13 protein-coding genes are annotated in these 17088 nt (G+C 72.4%); 4 read left to right on the top strand and 9 right to left on the bottom strand.

Translation table 11 applies throughout. The annotated features are described in order from the left end of the window. Positions 1 to 43 precede the first annotated feature (43 nt). Positions 44 to 2746, bottom strand: a complete 2703-nt coding sequence (locus tag VF289_RS12265; protein WP_330884172.1) for a S8 family serine peptidase — start codon at positions 2744 to 2746, stop codon at positions 44 to 46. 196 nt (positions 2747 to 2942) lie between these two features. Further along, on the bottom strand, positions 2943 to 3860 hold the full coding sequence (locus VF289_RS12260; protein ID WP_330884171.1) for a hypothetical protein: 918 nt from the start codon (positions 3858 to 3860) through the stop codon (positions 2943 to 2945). Between the two features lie 54 nt (positions 3861 to 3914). Here VF289_RS12260 and VF289_RS12255 point away from each other — a divergent pair, with 54 nt between their 5' ends. Beyond that, the gene (locus VF289_RS12255; RefSeq protein ID WP_330884170.1) at positions 3915 to 5351 is read left to right on the top strand and encodes a DUF2079 domain-containing protein; all 1437 of its coding nucleotides are present in this window, start codon (positions 3915 to 3917) and stop codon (positions 5349 to 5351) included. Here VF289_RS12255 and VF289_RS12250 read toward each other — a convergent pair. From VF289_RS12250 to VF289_RS12230, 5 genes are all read right to left on the bottom strand, one after another. After that, positions 5329 to 6138, bottom strand: a complete 810-nt coding sequence (locus tag VF289_RS12250; protein WP_330884169.1) for a hypothetical protein — start codon at positions 6136 to 6138, stop codon at positions 5329 to 5331. The two genes, VF289_RS12255 and VF289_RS12250, sit on opposite strands and share 23 nt — an antisense overlap. A 155-nt stretch (positions 6139 to 6293) precedes the next feature. Continuing rightward, entirely contained in the window at positions 6294 to 7754 is a 1461-nt protein-coding gene (locus tag VF289_RS12245) for an alpha/beta fold hydrolase (protein WP_330884168.1), read from the bottom strand. A gap of 11 nt (positions 7755 to 7765) precedes the next feature. Next, positions 7766 to 8446, bottom strand: a complete 681-nt coding sequence (locus VF289_RS12240; RefSeq protein WP_330884167.1) for a DinB family protein — start codon at positions 8444 to 8446, stop codon at positions 7766 to 7768. Next, positions 8443 to 10704: a prolyl oligopeptidase family serine peptidase gene (locus VF289_RS12235; RefSeq protein ID WP_330884166.1), complete on the bottom strand. Its 2262-nt coding sequence runs from the start codon at positions 10702 to 10704 to the stop codon at positions 8443 to 8445. The genes VF289_RS12240 and VF289_RS12235 overlap by 4 nt, the downstream gene beginning before the upstream one ends. Next, the gene (locus VF289_RS12230) at positions 10701 to 11309 is read right to left on the bottom strand and encodes a hypothetical protein (protein WP_330884165.1); all 609 of its coding nucleotides are present in this window, start codon (positions 11307 to 11309) and stop codon (positions 10701 to 10703) included. Before VF289_RS12230 ends, VF289_RS12235 begins: the two co-directional genes overlap by 4 nt. A gap of 119 nt (positions 11310 to 11428) precedes the next feature. On the opposite strand from VF289_RS12230, the gene VF289_RS12225 reads away from it, so the two are divergent. Next, positions 11429 to 12637 carry a glycoside hydrolase family 3 N-terminal domain-containing protein gene (locus tag VF289_RS12225; protein WP_330884164.1) on the top strand — a complete coding sequence of 403 codons (1209 nt, stop codon included), beginning with the start codon at positions 11429 to 11431 and terminating at the stop codon, positions 12635 to 12637. 24 nt (positions 12638 to 12661) lie between these two features. Here VF289_RS12225 and VF289_RS12220 read toward each other — a convergent pair whose 3' ends face one another. After that, positions 12662 to 13534, bottom strand: a complete 873-nt coding sequence (locus VF289_RS12220) for a hydroxymethylpyrimidine/phosphomethylpyrimidine kinase (RefSeq protein ID WP_330884163.1) — start codon at positions 13532 to 13534, stop codon at positions 12662 to 12664. Positions 13535 to 13773: 239 nt separating this feature from the next. Here VF289_RS12220 and VF289_RS12215 point away from each other — a divergent pair, with 239 nt between their 5' ends. Next, complete coding sequence (locus tag VF289_RS12215) at positions 13774 to 14700, top strand: hypothetical protein (protein WP_330884162.1); 927 nt, start codon at positions 13774 to 13776, stop codon at positions 14698 to 14700. Between the two features lie 34 nt (positions 14701 to 14734). Then, on the top strand, positions 14735 to 15538 hold the full coding sequence (locus VF289_RS12210) for a hypothetical protein (RefSeq protein ID WP_330884161.1): 804 nt from the start codon (positions 14735 to 14737) through the stop codon (positions 15536 to 15538). A gap of 36 nt (positions 15539 to 15574) precedes the next feature. Here VF289_RS12210 and cls read toward each other — a convergent pair whose 3' ends face one another. Next, positions 15575 to 17062, bottom strand: a complete 1488-nt coding sequence (gene cls / locus VF289_RS12205) for a cardiolipin synthase (protein WP_330884160.1) — start codon at positions 17060 to 17062, stop codon at positions 15575 to 15577. Positions 17063 to 17088 lie beyond the last annotated feature (26 nt).

Genomic DNA, 17088 nt, shown 5'->3' with positions numbered 1-17088 from the left:
CCCCCCCCCTCCGCTGACCGCTGCCCTCACCGGGCCTGGCGCCTCACTGGGCGCCGCGATTGCCCGTCTTCGGGCTGTCGATGGTGAACTGCGGGGAGGTGAACGTCTCCCAGTGGTCCGGGTTCTCCGGATCACCCAGGGGCTTCAGCACCTTCATCTCCAGGAAGTAGTCACCGTTCTTCACGGACTTGAGCTTCTCATTCCGCAGCGCATAGCTGCCGTCCCATCCGAAGACCTCCGGCTCGCCCGAGCGCCCCAGGTGATCCGACGCCGCGATCGGGCTGTCGGTCGGGCTGACCGGCTTGGGCCTGCCCGCGCCGTTGATCCGGTAGGCGTCGATCTCGAGCCGCTCGACGGGGTAGCCGAAGTAGTACGCGAGATAGGGGATGTCCCCATTCTGCATCGTGTACGTGTGGCCGCCCTCGGGATCCAGCAGCACGCCGCCGGCTCCGTCGGAGACGCCCAGGGCGGGCAGGCCCATCCCCTGGTCATCCAGCACCGGCAGCGCCTGGTAGTCCCCGGAGAGTCCGGCGAAGGGCACGACGATGTCGTCCTCCGCGCCGGTCAGGGTGACCCAGCCGCCGTAGATGATGCCGTCCTCGCCGAAGTCCTCGCCGAGGGTGACGGCGAGCTCGGTGCTGGCGCCGGCGGGCACGGTGACCGTGTCGGCGCCGAGCTCGGTGGTGGCCGGGGCGTCGTAGAACCCCGGGTCATCGGTGGGATGGCTGGTGGCGATCCCATGACGCACGCCGACCGTGTAGGTCTGCTCCACGTCGGAGTCGTTGCTGACGGTGAGCGTGACGGTCTGCGGTCCGTCCTCCCCCTCGCCGAGGGAGATCGAGCGCTGATCGACGCGGGTGGTGCCGTGCAGAGCACCGACCATGTCGAGCAGGCCCGCGCCCTGTCGGTGGACCGGCTCGAGGTAGCCGGCCTCCGGCATCAGCGACCAGGTGAGCTGGTCCGCGCTGTTCATCATCGCGGTCTTCACATCGCCCGGAGCGAGCTCCGGTGTCGCCTCCAGCAGCAGTGCTGCCGCTCCCGCCACATGCGGGGCCGCCATCGAGGTGCCGGACTTGGCGCCATGACCGCCCTGCTCGAGCGGGATGGTGGACCAGATCGCGCCGCCCGGGGCGGCGATGTCCGGCTTCAGGGAGAGCTCGGCGGTGAGGCCGTAGGAGGAGAACTCCGAGACCAGCCCGCCGGTCGCGTTCTCCGCCACCACGGTGCCCTCCTGCCAGGCCCAGGTCGCATCGCCCGCGGCGAGCGCCTCCTGCAGGGCGAGGCCGTCGGCCTGGCTGATCATCACCACGGGGACCGTGATCGCCGGGTCACCCTCGACGGTCGGGTTCACGCTGCCGGGGGCGTTGTTGTAGAGGATCACGGCGTCGTAGCCGGCCTCCTGGCCGGCGAGGGCCTTCTCGTAGAAGGAGCAGACCCCGCGCTCGATGAGCAGGGCCTGACCGGGTCCGGTCGCCGCGGGGACCGCGGAGGCTGTGCACCCCTGAGCCTCGGGAGTGCCCGGGGCGCCGGCCGAGATCAGGGAGAGCTCGCCGGTGGTGGGGATGTCGGTCCCGCCGGTGGCGCCGGCGTGGGGGATCTCCTGCCCGGCCGCGGTCGCGTAGGGCGAGCGCAGGTGGGTGTTGTCCACGGAGGCGACGGTGATCGCGTCGGCCGAGACGCCGGGGGCGCCGCTGGAGAAGGTGCCCGCGGTGCCCTCGTTCCCGGCGGAGATCACCATGGTGATCCCGTTGTCGGTCATGACATCGGACATCTGCGCGGTCGGATAGTCCTGCCAGGTCGCGAAGCTCGCCCCGAGGGACATGTTCACCACGTCGGCGCCGTCGGCCATCGCCCGCTCCATCGCCTCGAGGATCACCTCGGTGCTGCTGGAGCCCTCGCAGCCGAACACCCGGTAGGAGAGCAGGTCCACGCCGGGGGCCACCCCGAGCACCCCGCCGGCGTCGGGATCGCCGTCGGCGCCGACGATCCCCGCGACATGGGAGCCGTGGCCGCCGCAGTCGTCCGGGTACTTATCCGGGTCGACGGCGCTGCCGGCCACACGGGCGTCGTAGTCGTCGCCCACGAAGTCGTATCCGCCCACGACCCGGTCCCCCGGGAAGTCCGCGGTCTGATCGTTCGTGCCGGAACCGCCGAAGTCGGGGTGGTTGTAGTCGATGCCCGAGTCGATCACGGCGACGGTGACGCCTGCGCCGGTGAGACCGTCGACCTGCTGGAGCTGGTCGACACCGGTCATGGCGTTGCCGTAGACGTCCTGCGGGGAGGCGTCGCTCGGCTCGGGCGCGGACACCTCGAGCACCGGATACACGGCCCGCACACCGCTGACGGTGCGGAGCTTGGCGACGTCGGCGTCGTTCATCGACACCGACATGCCGTTCCAGCCGGTCACGAAGGTCTCCTCGATCTCCATCGGGATCTCCGCGGCCTCGGCCCGTTCGTGGACCTGCTCCTGGGCGCGCGCGTTCGTCGAGGCGCTGCCCCCGCGCTTCACCGGGTCCCCGGCGACCTCGACCAGCCAGCGGCCGGGGATCGCGGTCTCGGCGGCGTCCAGGACGTCCTCCGGGGTGGGGACCTCGACGCCGAGGTCCGAGGCGGACCCCAGGTGCTCTGGGCCGTCGCCGTCGGCGAGAGCGGGTGGGGCGGCCAGCAGGCCGGCGACCAGGGCGGCCCCGGCTCCGGCCGCGAGCACTCCGCGGGCTCTGGGCAGATCTGAACGGTTGACATGCATCGTCGCATTCCTCCGGGGTGGGTGAGGGGTGAGGGATGTGCCGCGCGTCCTCGCGCCCAGGAGCTCCCGGTGCACACCACCGTCCAGCATTCCATCATGGGATGTTCAGCGACGGGGGCGAATCACGAGATCCGCGGCGGGAGCGCTGCCCGACCTGCGCGTGTCGCCCCGCGCCCGTCGTCCCTTCTGTCCCCGGTCAGGGGGCTTCGGTCTCGCGGAGGATCTCGATCCCCGCAGGCTCCGGCAGCAGCGCCTCGAGCGGGCCCGACGACACGAGGTCGTGCTCGCCGTCGTGCTCGATCCCGCCGTGCCCGATCGCGGGGCCGGCCGGGATGAGGCTGAGCATGCTCAGCAGCCCGTCGTCGATCTGCAGCTCGATCAGGAGGCGTCGTCCCTCGTGGACGAAGGCGCCGCGCACGGGCCAGGTCTGGTGCCGGGGCACGGCGCGCTGGGCGGTCTCGGGGACGAGCAGCCACACCTCTGCCTCGTCGGCGGGACCGTGGGCGCGGGTGCTAGGGAGCTGCGCTCGCAGCGCGGCCGCCCCGGGCAGGTCGGTGCCGTCGGCGGACGGCGCGAGCAGGTGCGCCACCGCTGCGCGGACCGCGTCCGGGAGGTCCCGCTGGGAGGCGAGGTCCTCGGCCCAGCTGTCGGCCCCGGCTCCGCCGTCGGCCTCGAGCTCGCCCCGCCGCCGTGCGCTGCGCGCCTCGAGGCCGTACACCACGAGGGTGCCGGCCGCGCCGAGGGCGGCGAGCACCCACCGGGGCCGGCCCACGCCGCCGCGGCCCAGTGCGTCGATCACCCGGGCATCGAGGTGCTCGGCGAGGTCCATCAGCCCCAGGGTCGCCGCGCCGACGAGCACCCCGTCCACCCCGCGCGAGAGCAGCGCCTCCTCCTCGCGCGTGGTGTCGGCGACGAGCAGTCCGCTCGCCGCGGCGGTGCCGAGACGGTAGGCGGCACGCCCCCACGGCCCCTGGCGCCGGGGCTCGACGAGGGAGAGGCCGCCCACCACGGCCGCGGCGACAGCAGGACGGAGCACGGAGCGCACGGACACCGCGGATCGCGGAGGCGCCGCGGAGGGTTCGGGCGCTGCGGAGGACGAAGAGGCCGAGGTCATGAGCAGATACTACGGCTCACGGGGCGGTGCGTCCTCGCCGTATACCCTCGCACCGTGGACATTCCCGCCGACACCGCCTCCCCGCCGCGGCAGGACCCGACGGTGACTCCGCGGCGGCACGCGCCCACGCGCCGGTTGGCGCCGGTGATGCTCGCGATCGCGGCGACCCTCGCCTACGGCGTGCTGGGCTCCCAGCAGTACCGCAATCTCGTCGCCCGGTCGTGGGACCTGGGGATCTTCACCCAGCTCGCCCGGGCCTACGGCGAGATGCGCGCCCCGATCGTTCCGATCAAGGGCGATGCGGTGAATCTGCTCGGCGACCACTTCCATCCGCTGCTGGTGCTGCTGGCACCGGTGTGGTGGGTCTGGCCCTCGGGCGAGGCGCTGCTGTGGACGCAGGCGCTGCTCTTCGGCGTCTCCGCGATCCCGCTGACGCGCCTGGCGATCGACCGGCTCGGAACGCGGCTCGGCACCCTCGCCGGCGCCGCCTACGTCTTCTCCTTCGGCCTGCAGTCCGCCGCCGCGGTCCAGTTCCACGAGATCGCCTTCGCGGTGCCCCTGCTGGCGCTGTCGCTGACGGCGCTGCTGGAGGGGCGGGTGCGAGCCGCTGTCCTGTGGGCGGCGCCGCTGGTGCTGGTCAAGGAGGACCTGGGCCTGACGGTCGCCCTGCTCGGGGTGCTGATCGCGCTGCGCCATCGCCCCCACCGCGGCGAGGGGCTCGCGCTGGCCGGCTGGGGGGCGGGGTGGTTCGTGCTGTCGACCTTCGTGCTCCTGCCGCTGCTGAACACCGCCGGGCAGTACGACTACACCGACAACCTCGGCTCGCCGCTGGAGGTGCTCTGGCCACCGGTCAAATGGCTGACCGCGCTGATGCTGCTGCTCGCGGCCGGGATCATCGGCGGCCGGTCACCGCTGATCGTCCTGATGCTGCCCACCCTCGCCTGGCGCTTCACCGGGACAGTCGAGTTCTACTGGGACTGGTACTGGCACTACAACGCGGTGCTGATGCCGATCGCGCTGGCCGCGCTGCTCGACGCCCTCGGGGACCCTCGCACAGGGCGGGCAGCGGCCTGGTGGCGCACCGATGCCCCACGTCCCGCGCGCACTGTGCGCCGCACCGCCGTCGCGGTCTCCCTCGCGGTCACCCTGGTGCTGGGCCCGGCGATGCCGGTCCTCGACGTGCTGCGACCCGGGCAGTGGGAGCCGACCTGGCGGGCGGAGCCTGCGGCGGCGGCCCTCGAGGCGGTGCCCGACGGGGCGGTGCTCGCCGTGGACATCACGCTCATGGCCCCGGCGGTCCCCGACCACGATGTGCAGTGGCTGCACGGCCCCAACCAGCGAGTCCCCGACTGCGTGCTCACCGATGAGTTCGCCTTCTCCTGGAGCGGGGCCCCGCCGTCGGATGTGGTGGCCTGGGCGCAGGAGGAGTGGGAGGTCGAGTACCACGAGGACTACTCCGAGGGCGGGTTCACGGTGGTGTGTCGGCCGTAGCGCCGCTGGTGGGGCTCTCCGAGTCTGTACCGCCCGGTGTCCCCGTCCCGCCGTCGTCCCCGTCGCCCACCTCGTCCTCAGTCGGCGGGTCCATGGGTTCCGAGGTCTCCGGCGGGTCCGACGGGGTGGTGGGGTCCGTCGCCGGGTCCTCGGGATCCGCCGGAGCGGTGGTCTCCGGGGGCGTGGTGCCGGGACCTTCCGGAGGGGTCGGATCCTCGGGCGTCGCCGGGGCCGGAGGGGTCGGATCCTCGGGCGTCGCCGGGGCCGGAGGGGTCCAGCTGTCGCCGCCCCCGTTGCCGCCGTCTCCCCCTGCGGTGCCGCTGCCCCCGTTGCTGCCGCCGGAGGAGCCGCCGCCGTTCCCTCGCTGGCCGCCCCCGCGGTGCTCGGCAGGTGCCGGCCGCTGCTCGTGGTCGGCAGGGTCCTCAGCACCGCGCTCGGCACTGTCCTCAGCACTGTCCTCGGCGTCGGCGTCCTCCTCGACGGGCTCGGCGGGCTCGGGAGGGACCGTCTCCTCCGCCGCTCCGGTCTCCTCGGACGAGGGCGTGGCCGAGGGACCGTCCTCCTCGGGGATCGCCTCGGCCGGCACCGGCTGCTCGCCGCCGCCGTCGGAGGGGCCGGAGCCTGCGGGCAGCTCCTCCACCTCCTGCGGCGGCTCCTGCTGGGTGTCCCCCGCCAGGGCCGAGAACGGCCCCATCCCGAACGCGCCGAGACCGGACACCGCGCCGACGATCACGACGCTCGCGAGGGCGAGCGCGCGCAGCAGCCTCTGCGAGGAGGGCAGCGGCACCGCACTGCGAATGCCGGTGGCGCGTCTCCGGCTCCTTCCGGACCCCATCCGTGCTCCCCCTCCCGGATCGATGAGTAGTCGGGCCGTCGGCCCTACAGGTCAGAGTACTGTTCCAGGGCCGTCCCCGGCGTCGCACCAGCTCCGCGCGGTCGGCGTCACACCGTGTCCGCGCGATCGGCGGCGGGGCGTCGGCCCCGATGGTGGCGCGGGTCGATCTGCGCCTTGACCCGCTGCGTCCGCTCCCGTTCGACGCGTGCGGACTGCAGGCGCAGCCGCCAGGGCGAGAGCCGCTCCGCGGCGAGGGCGAGCTGCAGACCGCGCGAGAGCGCGAGGTCCGTCGCGGAGACCGGCAGAGCTGCGAGCTCGGCGGCCCGCTCGGGCAGCTGGTGCGCGGTCCCGCAGGCGCTCCAGCGAGCGGCGACCTGGAGGATCCGGCTGCGGGTGTCGAGGATCGAATGCCGTGCGCCGGGCACCTCGAGCAGGCGCGCCGAGGGGATCCGCTCCGCGAGCTCGCGGGCGATCCGCGGCGGCGAGACCAGATCCTGGGTGCCGGTGATCACCAGTGTCGGCGCGGTGATCGCCGGAGCGAGCTGGTGCAGGTCCAGCCGCTCCTGCTGAAACGGCGGCACTGCCCGTCCCTGCTCCGCCTCGAGCAGCAGGGGATCCAGCGGACCGCCGTCGGCGTGATGGCCCCGGCCCAGCTCGGTGTGGGCGATCCGCGCGGTGAGATCATGCTCCATGACGTACGGCGTGGACTGCAGCCACGCCTGGTTGAGCACCTGGCGCACGCTCGTCCAGGTGAGGCTCCCGCGGCCCAGGGCCAGCAGGTCCACAAGATCCCGCACCGCCTCCGGACCGCCGTGCTCATGGACCGCGAGCACCACGGGCCCGGCGCGGCGGGCGTCGACCGTCCCCTCCTCCACCAGGCGGCGCAGGGTGCTGGCGGTCGTCGAGGTCGACGGCTCCTCGCCCTCCCAGTACAGGGCGCGCAGGGTCTGCTGGGCGACGGCCTGATCCCCGGAACCGGTCAGCGGGGAGTCGAGCACCAGTGAATGCACCCGGTGCGGGTGCAGGATCGCGAGCACCTGGGCGAGGTAGGCGCCGTACCCGCTGCCCACCACGGCCGCCTGCTCGATGCGGGCGTGGTCGAGCACGGCCAGCAGGTCCCCGATCACCTCCCGCAGGGTCATCACGTGCGCGGGGAGCTCCTCGCCCTCGGCGTCGAGACGGGAGAGGCCGACCCCGCGGTGCTCCATCATCACCACGTCCAGACCGCGGCCTGCCAGGCTGCGCCGCAGCACGTCGTAGGGCAGCACTGAGGCCCGAGCGGGACCGTCGGGGATGATCAGCACCGGCACCTGCGGTGCGGCGATGCCGAGCGGCGGCGCCGCGGTCGCGGGCCCGCGGGACGGACCGCCACCGGCTCGGCGCGGTCGTGCACCGGGGCGCGGGCGGCGCGGCACGGTGCGCGCGTAGCGCAGCGGGAACAGCCGAGGATCCTCGGTGGAGAACTCGCGATAGACCGTCATCAGGTCGTTGCGCAGCTGGAGCAGGTCGTCCTGCGCCGCGCGGTCGAAGAGGTCGGCGGTCAGGGAGCGGGCGGTCGCACGGGACACGGAGGCCGCCCTCATTCCCCGGTCCGGCCGTCCAGCAGCTCCACCAGGATGTCGAGCTGCCCGGCGTGGCGTGCGGTCTCCTCGACCATGTGGGTCAGCACCCAGCGCACGGTGCGCGGCGCGTTCCCGCCGCGCAGCTCCTCCTCGGGGTCCCGGCCGCTGAGCTGGGCCCGCGACTGATCGGTGGCGGCGAGATAGTCGGCGAGCGCCTCGCGGAGCGAGGCCTCCGGGGCCAGGGACCACTCCCGGCGGGTGTCGTGACCGTCGGACCACCGGTAGCCGACGTCCTCGAGCGGCACACCGCCCAGGACCTCCCGGAACCAGTAGCGCTCGATGTCCGCCAGATGATGGAGCATGCCGGTCACGGTGGTCTCGGAGCTGACGAGTCTGCGGGATGCCTGCGCGTCGTCGAGCCCCTCGGCCTTCCACCGGATCGTGGCGCGCAGGAAGTCGAGGAACCCCTCGAGGGTCTCGCGCTCCCCGGCCAGCAGCGGCGGCTCCGGGCGGCTCGCGCCCACGGCGGCGGCGTCGCCCTGCGCGGCAGCCGTGCCGTCCCCCGCGCCAGCGGTGCCGGGCTCGGGGGTCTGCTGTTCCGCGGCGAGGCGATCCACGAGCGCATCGAGGTCCTCGACCGGTACGCCCGACGGGGAGGGCACGGGTGCGGGATCAGGGGCCGACCCGCCGACGGTCATGAGCCCGCCCCGATGGTGTCCCACAGGAAGGTGTACAGCAGCGCATTCATCCGAGCCGCCTGCTCATTGGTCGCGGCGCCGCCATGGCCCCCCTCGATGTTCTCCCAGGAGCGCACATCGGCCCCGAGCGACTCCAGCGCGGCGGTGAACTTCCGGGCATGGCCGGGATGCACCCGATCATCGCGCGTGGAGGTCAGCACGAAGGTCGGCGGGTACTGCTGCGCCTGTGCCTCCTCGAGCAGGTGGTACGGGCTGAAGGTGCGCACGTACTCCCAGTCCTCGGTATCCGGGTCCCCGTACTCGGCCATCCAGGACGCACCGGCCAGCAGATGGCTGTACCGCTTCATGTCCAGCAGCGGCACCTGGATGATCACCGCGCCGAACAGCTCCGGGTACTGAGTGAGCATGTTGCCGGTGAGCAGGCCGCCGTTGGAGCCGCCGCGCACGGCGAGGTGCTCGCGGTCGGTGACCCCGCGCTCCAGCAGGTCCTTCGCCACCGAGGAGAAGTCCTCGTAGGCGCGGTGGCGGTTCTCCTTGAGGGCGGCCTGGTGCCAGCGGGGACCGTATTCGCCACCGCCGCGGATGTTGGCCAGCACATAGGTGCCGCCGCGCTCGAGCCAGGTCTTGCCGATCGCCCCCAGGTAGGAGGGGGTCAGCGAGATCTCGAAGCCGCCGTAGCCGTACAGCAGCGTCGGCCGCGGGCCGTCGGGCGCCTGGGCCCCGCCCTCGGTGCCCGCCGCACCGCCTTCGGTGCCGGCCGCGCCGCCTTCGGTGCCCGCCGCGCCGCCCGCCGTCCCGACAGCGCCCAGCCGGGAGATCTCGAAGTACGGGATGCGGGTGCCGTCGTCGCTGAGGGCGAAGTGCTGGCTGACATCGAGACCCTCGGCGTCGAATCGCGCCGGGGCGGACTTCACGAGCTCGAGCGCACCGGGCTCCCCGCCCTCCGCGACCCCCGAGAGGTCGCCCAGCAGCAGCCGCGTCGGTTCGATGAAGTCGGTGACGCTCACCCACACCTCATCGTTCTCGTCCGCGTCGACCGCGGAGACCCCGATCGCGCCGCGCAGCTCGGGATAGAGATCCTGGCGCACCCACGCACCGTGCTCGTCGCGGGTGTGCACCTCCAGTCGGTGCACGACGTCCTCGAGGATCGAGAGCACCACGGCGGTTCGGGTGATGGTCATGTCCGCCAGCGAGGTGGTCTCGGTGGGGGTGAACAGCATGTGCAGCTCCGGCTCCCCCGCGAGGAAGCGGGCGAAGTCCCCGACGACCAGGGAGCCGGACGGATACGTCGCCTCCCCGATCTCCCACTCGCTGCGGGGGCTGAAGATGCCCAGATCGCGATGCGCGCTCGCCTCGAGATCCGCGGGGACCTCGAGCCGGGTGAGCGCGGGCGGCTCCTGTGCGCGGTCCACCACGTGGATCGTGCTGTCGTAGAAAGCGTGCGCCTCGATCACCCAGTCGCGCTCCCAGCCGGGCGTCGAGTCGTGGGCGGCGAAGACGGCCATGTCCGCCTCGGCGACCTCGTGGACGAGCTGGGCCTCCGCGAGCTCCGTGCCGCGGCGCCAGAGACGGGCCTGGCGGGCGTAGCCGGAGCTGGTCATCGTGCCCTCGCCGAAGTCGGTGGCGACCCAGACGGTGTCGACGTCGATCCACCCGAGGGACCCCTTGGCCTCGGGACGCTCGAACCCGCCCTCGGCGGCGGTCACGAAGGAGAGGGTCTCGAGATCGAACTCGCGGGTGACATCGGCATCCGAGCCGCCGTGGGAGAGGTCGATCAGGGCATGACGGTAGAGCTCCCCCTCCGCCGCTCCCGCGGGGCGCAGCAGCCGCGCGCCGTGCCACACCCAGTCCTCCCCCTCGGCCTCGTTGAGCGCGTCGACGTCCAGCAGCACCTCCCACTCGGGCTGATCGGTCCGGTAGGACTCCAGGGGGGTGCGGCGCCACAGCCCGCGCTCGTGCTCGGCGTCGGTCCAGAAGTTGTAGAGGAAGTCCCCGCGCTTGGTGACCCCGGGGATGCGGTCCTTCGCGTCGAGGATCTCGCGGATCTCTGCCTGCAGCGTCTCCGCGAGCGGCGGGCCGGACGGGTCCCGGGGGTCGGGGACCGCGTCGATCTCCGACTCCGCGGCGGCGTTGCGCTCCCGCACCCAGCTCAGCGCCTTCTCGCCGGTGACCTCCTCGAGCCACTGATGCGGGTCCGTGCTCCCATCGGGGGCGGGCAGCTGCGGGCCGGCTGTCGGCGTCGACGGGGTCTGAGTCATCGGTTCTCCTGCTCGGGGTCGGTGGTACCAGTGGTGCCGGTCGTGCCGTGGAGAGCGGCGCTGGCGAGGAAGTCGGTGAGCGTGCGCTTCCAGGCGGCCTTCCAGACCTCCCGGCCGTCGGCGGTCTCGATGCCCTTGTGCTCCAGGCCGAGGGTGCTGCGCCCGTCGTCCTTGGCGGTGATGTTCACCGAGAGCCGGGTCCCGTCGTCGACCGCCGCGCGCCAGTAGCGCCATGCCGCGGTGTCGGTGAGGGAGGGGTCGGCGAGACCGAGCTCCTCGCGGCGCTCGGGCGTCATGAAGGCGTGCCAGCGCTCGCGCACGGAGTCCGGATCCCCGGGCACAGTGCGGGAGGCGGAAGCGGAGAAGTCGCCATCGCAGCTCTGCCCGACCACTCGCCGGCCGATGACCTGCTCGTAGGCGACGGTCACCCCCTGCGCCCACCATTCGCTGATCTCCCACCGCTGCGGGAGGAGGCGGGCGATCGCGGCATGGTCGAGGTCCCGACCCCCGGCCTCGTCGATCCGCGCCGTCCAGTCGGTCAGCGAGGTGCCCGTGCCGGCCTCGATCCGGGAGGCATGCGGATGCTCGTGCGACGAGAGGTTCATGAGCCCACCCTACGGTGGCCGGGCGGGCGGGGCCGCCTCTTCTCGCCCGTCCTCTCCTCGTCCGTCATCGACCATGGCGTGCGGTGCGGCCAGGCCGAGCTGCGTGGAAGACTCGCCGCATGAGACGTCGTCACCTGCTGACCCTCGCCCCCGTCGCGGCGCTCGCCGCCTGCACCGGTGAGGAGCCGACCCCGTCGGGCGACCGCGGGGCGAGCGACGGCGGAGGGAGGGATCCCGGGCAGGGCCCGACCTCGGAACCGACCGCCGAGGCGAGCACCGAGCCCACGACCGCACCGCCATCGCGTGCCGAGCTGCTGCTGGAGGAGCTCTCGCCCCGCGAGCTCGCCGGTCAGCTGGTGCTGGTGGGCATTCCTGCGGGCAGCGAGATCCCGGCGGAGGTGCTCACCGAGCATCACGCCGGCGGGATCTTCCTGCTGCAGGTCTGGGAGAGCGCCGCCGCGGTCGACGCGATCGTCGCCGCCGCGCGGGAGGGGTCTCGCACGGACCTCGCGCCGCTGATCGCGGTGGACCAGGAGGGCGGCCAGGTGCGGATGCTGCGCGGGGACGCCGCCCGACGCACCCCGTCGGCCGAGGAGCTGGGCGCCCAGGGACCGCAGGCCGTGACCGAGGCGTACACGAGCATCGGCGAGGATCTCGCGGCCCGCGGCATCCAGCTCGCCCTCTCCCCGGTCGCCGATGTGGTCGATCCCGATCTCGGGAACGCCAATGGGCCGGTCGGGACGCTGGACCGCGGCTTCGGCACGGCACCGCAGGCCGTCGGCGACTGCGTGGCCGCGGCGACGCGGGCCCTCGCCGACCAGGGCGTCGGCGCCACGCTCAAGCACTTCCCGGGCCTGGGCCGCGTCGAGGAGAACACGGACTTCTCCGCCGAGGGCATCGAGGATCCGATCACCGGCTCCGGCGATCCGTTCCTGGACTCCTTCCGTGCCGGGATCGAGGCCGGGGCGTCCGCCGTGATGATGTCCTCGGCGATCTACCCCCACCTGGAACCGGACGTGCCCGCGATGTTCTCCGCCGCCGCCATCCGGGACCTCCTGCGCAGCGAGCTCGGCTTCGACGGGCTCGTGGTCTCCGACGACATCGGCGCGGCGAAGGCCGTCGCCGCGGTCCCCGTGCCCGAGCGGGCCACCCGGCTGCTCGAGGCCGAGGGCGACGTCGTGCTGACTGCGGACGCCTCCCTGACCGGCGAGCTGGTCGACGCGATCCAGGAGTGGGCCGAGCAGGGCCAGGAGCAGGCCCGCCGAGTGCGGGAGTCCGCCGCGCGGATGCTCGCCCTCAAGGAGGAGCTGGGCCTGCTGGAGGAGTAGCCCCCGCTCAGGTGTCCAGCGTGATCAGGTGTCCAGCGTGATCAGGTGATTGAGCGGACCGTACCCGGAGTCCGACCGCGAGATCCGCCAGTCCTGGGCGTTCTCGGTGGCGCTGGCGACGAACTCACGCGCGGAGGCGACGATCGTGACCAGGTCGTCGTCGGAGCCCTTCTCCCCGATCTCCCCCAGCTCCCCCGCGCGGTCGAACGCCGCGATGCGGGCGAGCTGCGCCGCGATCGCGGCCGACAGGGTCGATCCGGCGCCCCGGACCCTGCGCTCCGGGACCCGGCGGGCGCGCAGCAGATCCGTGCCGCCGTCGTGGACGAGCACGTCGACCACATCCTCCCCGTCCAGCAGCCTCCCGGTGATCAGCACCGTCCGCGGGCCCAGGGCCTGCAGCGCGAGCGCCTGCTCCCGGATCTCCTCGATCGAGGTGGCCAGCGGCCGGCCCAGCAGCTGCGCCGCCTCCGCCATGGTGGGGGTGAGCACATCGGCCAGGGGCAGCAGCGTCCGGCCGAGCGCAGCAGCGCCTTCGGCCGTGATCAGGGGCGTGCCGTGGGCGCTGACCATCACCGGATCCAGGACGATCCGTCCCAGCCGGTCCCGGTGCGTCGTCACCGCGGTCGCGACCGCCTCGACGACGGCGGCGCTGCCCAGAGCACCGATCTTCGTGACGTCCAGCGGGAGATCCGCGGCCACCGCCTCGATCTGCGCGCGCACGACCTCCGCCGGCAGCGGGTGCGTGCTGTGCACCTGCGCGGCGGTGACGGTGGTGACCATGCTGACCGCGCTCGACCCGTACACGCCCAGGGCGGTGAAGGTCTTCAGATCCGCCTGGAGGCCGGCGGCCCCGTCGGACTCCGAGGCGGCGATGGTCAGGACGAGGGGCGGGCGCATGCGGTCTCCATCTCTCGGACATCCGGGCTCCGACGGCGGTGCGGGAGCTGCGGGAGGCAGGACACGGTGCCTGCTCCGTGAGCGGAGAGTACCAACCGCGCCTGGCATCCCTATCCTGGAGCTGGGTGCGGGACCCGGCATGCGAGAATCACCCGGGGCGGACGCACGGACGGCACCGGGGGTGCAGGGTCTGCGGCGTCCGAGGTGCCCGCGGGCACCACAGGGTCAGGGAGGTGGCGATGGACCAGGAACCAGGCGGCGAGCAGCGGTCGGGGAGCTCCGGCCTGCCCGATTTCTCCTCCCGTCCGTCGGCAGAGATGCCGGCCGGCGGCTCCGGGACCGGTCCCGCCGTCCTCGGCGAGCCCAGCGAGGGAGCCCTGCGCCGCTCCCGCACCACGATGCTCGCCGTCATCGGCGGCTCCGTCGTGGTGCTGGCCGTGATCGCGCTGATCCTGTCGCAGACCGTCTTCCGCTCGGTGCTCGAGGATCCGGACCCCACGGCCTATCCCACCGCGGAGCGCTCGGCGGAGGGACAGTCCGAGTACGTGCCGGATCCCCAGGATCCGGACATCGCCCCTCCCCCGCCGATCTTCACCCAGGCACCGACCACCGAGTGCTCGATACCGGAGAACTCGCCGCCCGCGGCCGCCTCCGCTCCCGGCAAGGTCCGCGGCGGCGACCTCGAATACACGTCTCCGGACACCTGGGGAGCGGGCTGGAGCGTGCAGGCGAGCCCCTACCTCACCGAGGTCGGTGCCGACGCCCGGAACGTCGAGGGCGCCTGGTACAGCGTGGTCAACCTGGGCCGGGTCTCCTTCCCCGAGGACGAGGGCGGCTACCCGGGCCTCGAGGCCGCGGCCGTCGCGATCTTCCAGTGCTACGCCACCACCTCGGGCGTCGTCTCCCACTTCGGTGAGCATCCCGAGGTGACCGACTACCGCTCCGAGGTCATGTCCGTGGACGGCGAGGCCGCCTGGATCGTCCAGGCCACCTACCACTTCGAGGACCCCGAGGTGCTGGAGTCCTCGAGCGCCTCGGTCGTCACCTCGATCGTCGTCGAGACCCCGAACGGGCCCAGCGCCCTGGCCAGTGACGTCGCCGCCGATCAACCCGAACATGTCCAGGAGCTCGAGGAGATCATCGCGAGCCTCGACGTCGTCGCGTGACGACCGGACGAGACCATCCGCCGAAGGAGCCGCCGTGCACACCGGACCGCAGTTCACCACGACCCAGCAGCAGTCCCCCGGTCCCGGGGGCCGCGGCACCGCGATACTGATCGGCGGGATCGCCTTCGCCGTCGTGTTCCTGCTGATCGTGGGAGCCACCGTCGCCTACCTGGTGGTGCGCTCGGGCGGGGGCGGCGAAGGCACCATCGCGTCCCCGACGACGGAGACCACCTCGCAGGAGCCCACGGAGACCGACACGGCATCCGCCTCCGCCACCCCGAAGGACGTCGAGCCGGAGCGCTGCTGGCAGCCCTCCACCACCGACCGCACCTCGAGCAACCCCTCGGGCAAGCTGCGCGGCGGCGGCCTGCAGTTCATCCCGCCGCCCGTCTACGACCAGCGCGGCGCCGCGCAGGGGGTCTCGTTCGCGAACGACCTGCAGGCCGCCCAGGCGATGGTGGAGGACTCCTGGTACTCGACCACCTTCGTGGGGCTGGTGGAGTGGCAGCCCAGGGTCGAGTACCCCGGCGCGGAGGCCGCCTCCACATCGATCGTGAACTGCTTCTTCTCCTCGAACATCTGGGGCGACGCCAAGGGTCGCACGCTCGATGACATGATCACCGAGCCGGTCACCATCTCCGGGATGCCCGGCTACCGGACCACGGCCATCGTGAACTTCGCCAGCGATCATCTGGAGAAGACCGATGCCACCGAGCTGGTCGTGGTGGTGCTCGAGACGGATCAGGGACCCAGCGTCTTCGGCACCGAGACGGCCGTGGGCGTCACCGAGCACGAGGAGGCCGCGGACCAGGCCTACGAGTCCCTCACCGGGATCTGACGGAGGCGGGAACCGCCACCTGGTCGCACCACCTGGTCACACCACGGCGGAGGCGAGCCGGCAGAGGTTGTCGACCACCTGCATCACCCGCGGGCGTCCCTGCCACTCCTCGAGGGTGAGCTCGCGGCTGCGTGAGCGATAGGTCGCCTCCACCTCGCGCATCTTCACCATGAAATCGGTGCCCCCGATCATCAGCGAGCACTCCATCTGCAGCAGGAACGAGCGCATGTCCATGTTCGAGGAGCCGATCACGGTGACCGAGTCGTCGATGGTGACGTGCTTGGCGTGCAGGATCGTCGGAGCGCGATAGAGCCAGATCCTCACCCCGGCCTCGAGCAGCATCGAGTAGTAGGAGCGCTGGGCGTGGAAGACCAGGAACTGGTCGCCGATCTCGGAGACGAACAGCTCCACCTCGACCCCGCGGCGCGCGGCGGTGATGAGGGCGGCGAACATCGACTCGTCGGGCACGAAGTAGGGCGAGACCGCGACGATCCGCTCCGTGGCGGAGTAGAACAGCTGGTTGAACAGGGCCAGGTTGTTCTCGGCGACGAACCCGGGCCCGCTGGGCACCAGCTGGCACTCGTAGCTGCCGGAGGTGTCCGGCGAGGGCTTGACCACGATCTCCGAGGGGAGCATCTGCTCGGACTCGTAGAACCAGTCGGTGGCGAACAGCAGATTCAGCTCGGAGACGATCGGTCCGCGGAAGCGCACCATCGTCTCCTGCCAATGCAGACCGTGGCGGATGTTCGAGGGCTTGTCGTAGTGGGCGGCGATCAGGTTCTGGCTGCCCATCCAGCCGATCTCCCCGTCCACGATCACCATCTTGCGGTGGTTGCGCAGATCGGGTCTCTGGAAGGCGCCGTCGCGGATGGGCTTGATCGGGTTCATCGGGAAGTGCTCGATGCCGTGGGCGTCGAGCCGGCGGCGCATCGCCCGGTACTGCGCGCCGTGGCTGAGGGCGCCCCAGTGGTCATAGAGCACCCGCACGCTGAGGCCCGCCTCCGCGCGCTCGCCGAGGGCCGCGAAGAAGTCCTCGGTGACCTCGTCGAGTCCCATGATGTAGAAGAGCACGTGCACGCTCTCCCGCGCGGAGCGCACGTCGGCCGCCATCGCGGCGATCGAGGTGTCGTAGTCGATCTCGAGGTCCGCGGAGTTGTTGCCGGTCAGCGGGAACGCGCCGAGCTCGCGGTTCAGCCGCACGGCGGACTGCAGCCAGCTGGGCACGTCCTCGTCGAGCGCGCTGTCGGGGATGTTCTGGGCCCGCACCCGCATCAGACGGTTGATCACCTTCTGCTTCTCGCGGCGCCGACGGGGCAGCTGGGCGCTGCCCAGCAGCAGGTACAGGGGGAAACCGACGAGCGGGAAGACCATGATCGCCAGCAGCCAGGCGATCGCCGAGCCCGGGCGCCGGTTGCGGGGCACGACGATCAGCCCCACCAGGCGCAGAGCCATGTCCACGCTCCAGTAGAGAACGGTGGCGACCAGGACCCCGTGGTCCATCACCCACTGCCAGACGGCGGTCATCCTCGGTCCTCTCGGGGAAGCGGAAC

The organism is Brachybacterium sp. (assembly GCF_036379615.1).
Taxonomy (GTDB): Bacteria; Actinomycetota; Actinomycetes; order Actinomycetales; family Dermabacteraceae; genus Brachybacterium.
Note: the sequence above shows the minus strand (reverse complement) of the source record. Positions and strands in the feature narration are given on the sequence as shown.

Bases quoted from the DNA above. Each gene is read 5' to 3' on its own strand.
- VF289_RS12265 (WP_330884172.1), bottom strand. From the start codon at position 2,746: ATGCATGTCAACCGTTCAGATCTGCCCAGAGCCCGCGGAGTGCTCGCG.
- VF289_RS12260 (WP_330884171.1), bottom strand. From the start codon at position 3,860: ATGACCTCGGCCTCTTCGTCCTCCGCAGCGCCCGAACCCTCCGCGGCG.
- VF289_RS12240 (WP_330884167.1), bottom strand. From the start codon at position 8,446: ATGACCGTCGGCGGGTCGGCCCCTGATCCCGCACCCGTGCCCTCCCCG.
- VF289_RS12235 (WP_330884166.1), bottom strand. From the start codon at position 10,704: ATGACTCAGACCCCGTCGACGCCGACAGCCGGCCCGCAGCTGCCCGCC.
- VF289_RS12230 (WP_330884165.1), bottom strand. From the start codon at position 11,309: ATGAACCTCTCGTCGCACGAGCATCCGCATGCCTCCCGGATCGAGGCC.
- VF289_RS12225 (WP_330884164.1), top strand. From the start codon at position 11,429: ATGAGACGTCGTCACCTGCTGACCCTCGCCCCCGTCGCGGCGCTCGCC.
- VF289_RS12220 (WP_330884163.1), bottom strand. From the start codon at position 13,534: ATGCGCCCGCCCCTCGTCCTGACCATCGCCGCCTCGGAGTCCGACGGG.
- VF289_RS12215 (WP_330884162.1), top strand. From the start codon at position 13,774: ATGGACCAGGAACCAGGCGGCGAGCAGCGGTCGGGGAGCTCCGGCCTG.
- cls (WP_330884160.1), bottom strand. From the start codon at position 17,062: ATGACCGCCGTCTGGCAGTGGGTGATGGACCACGGGGTCCTGGTCGCC.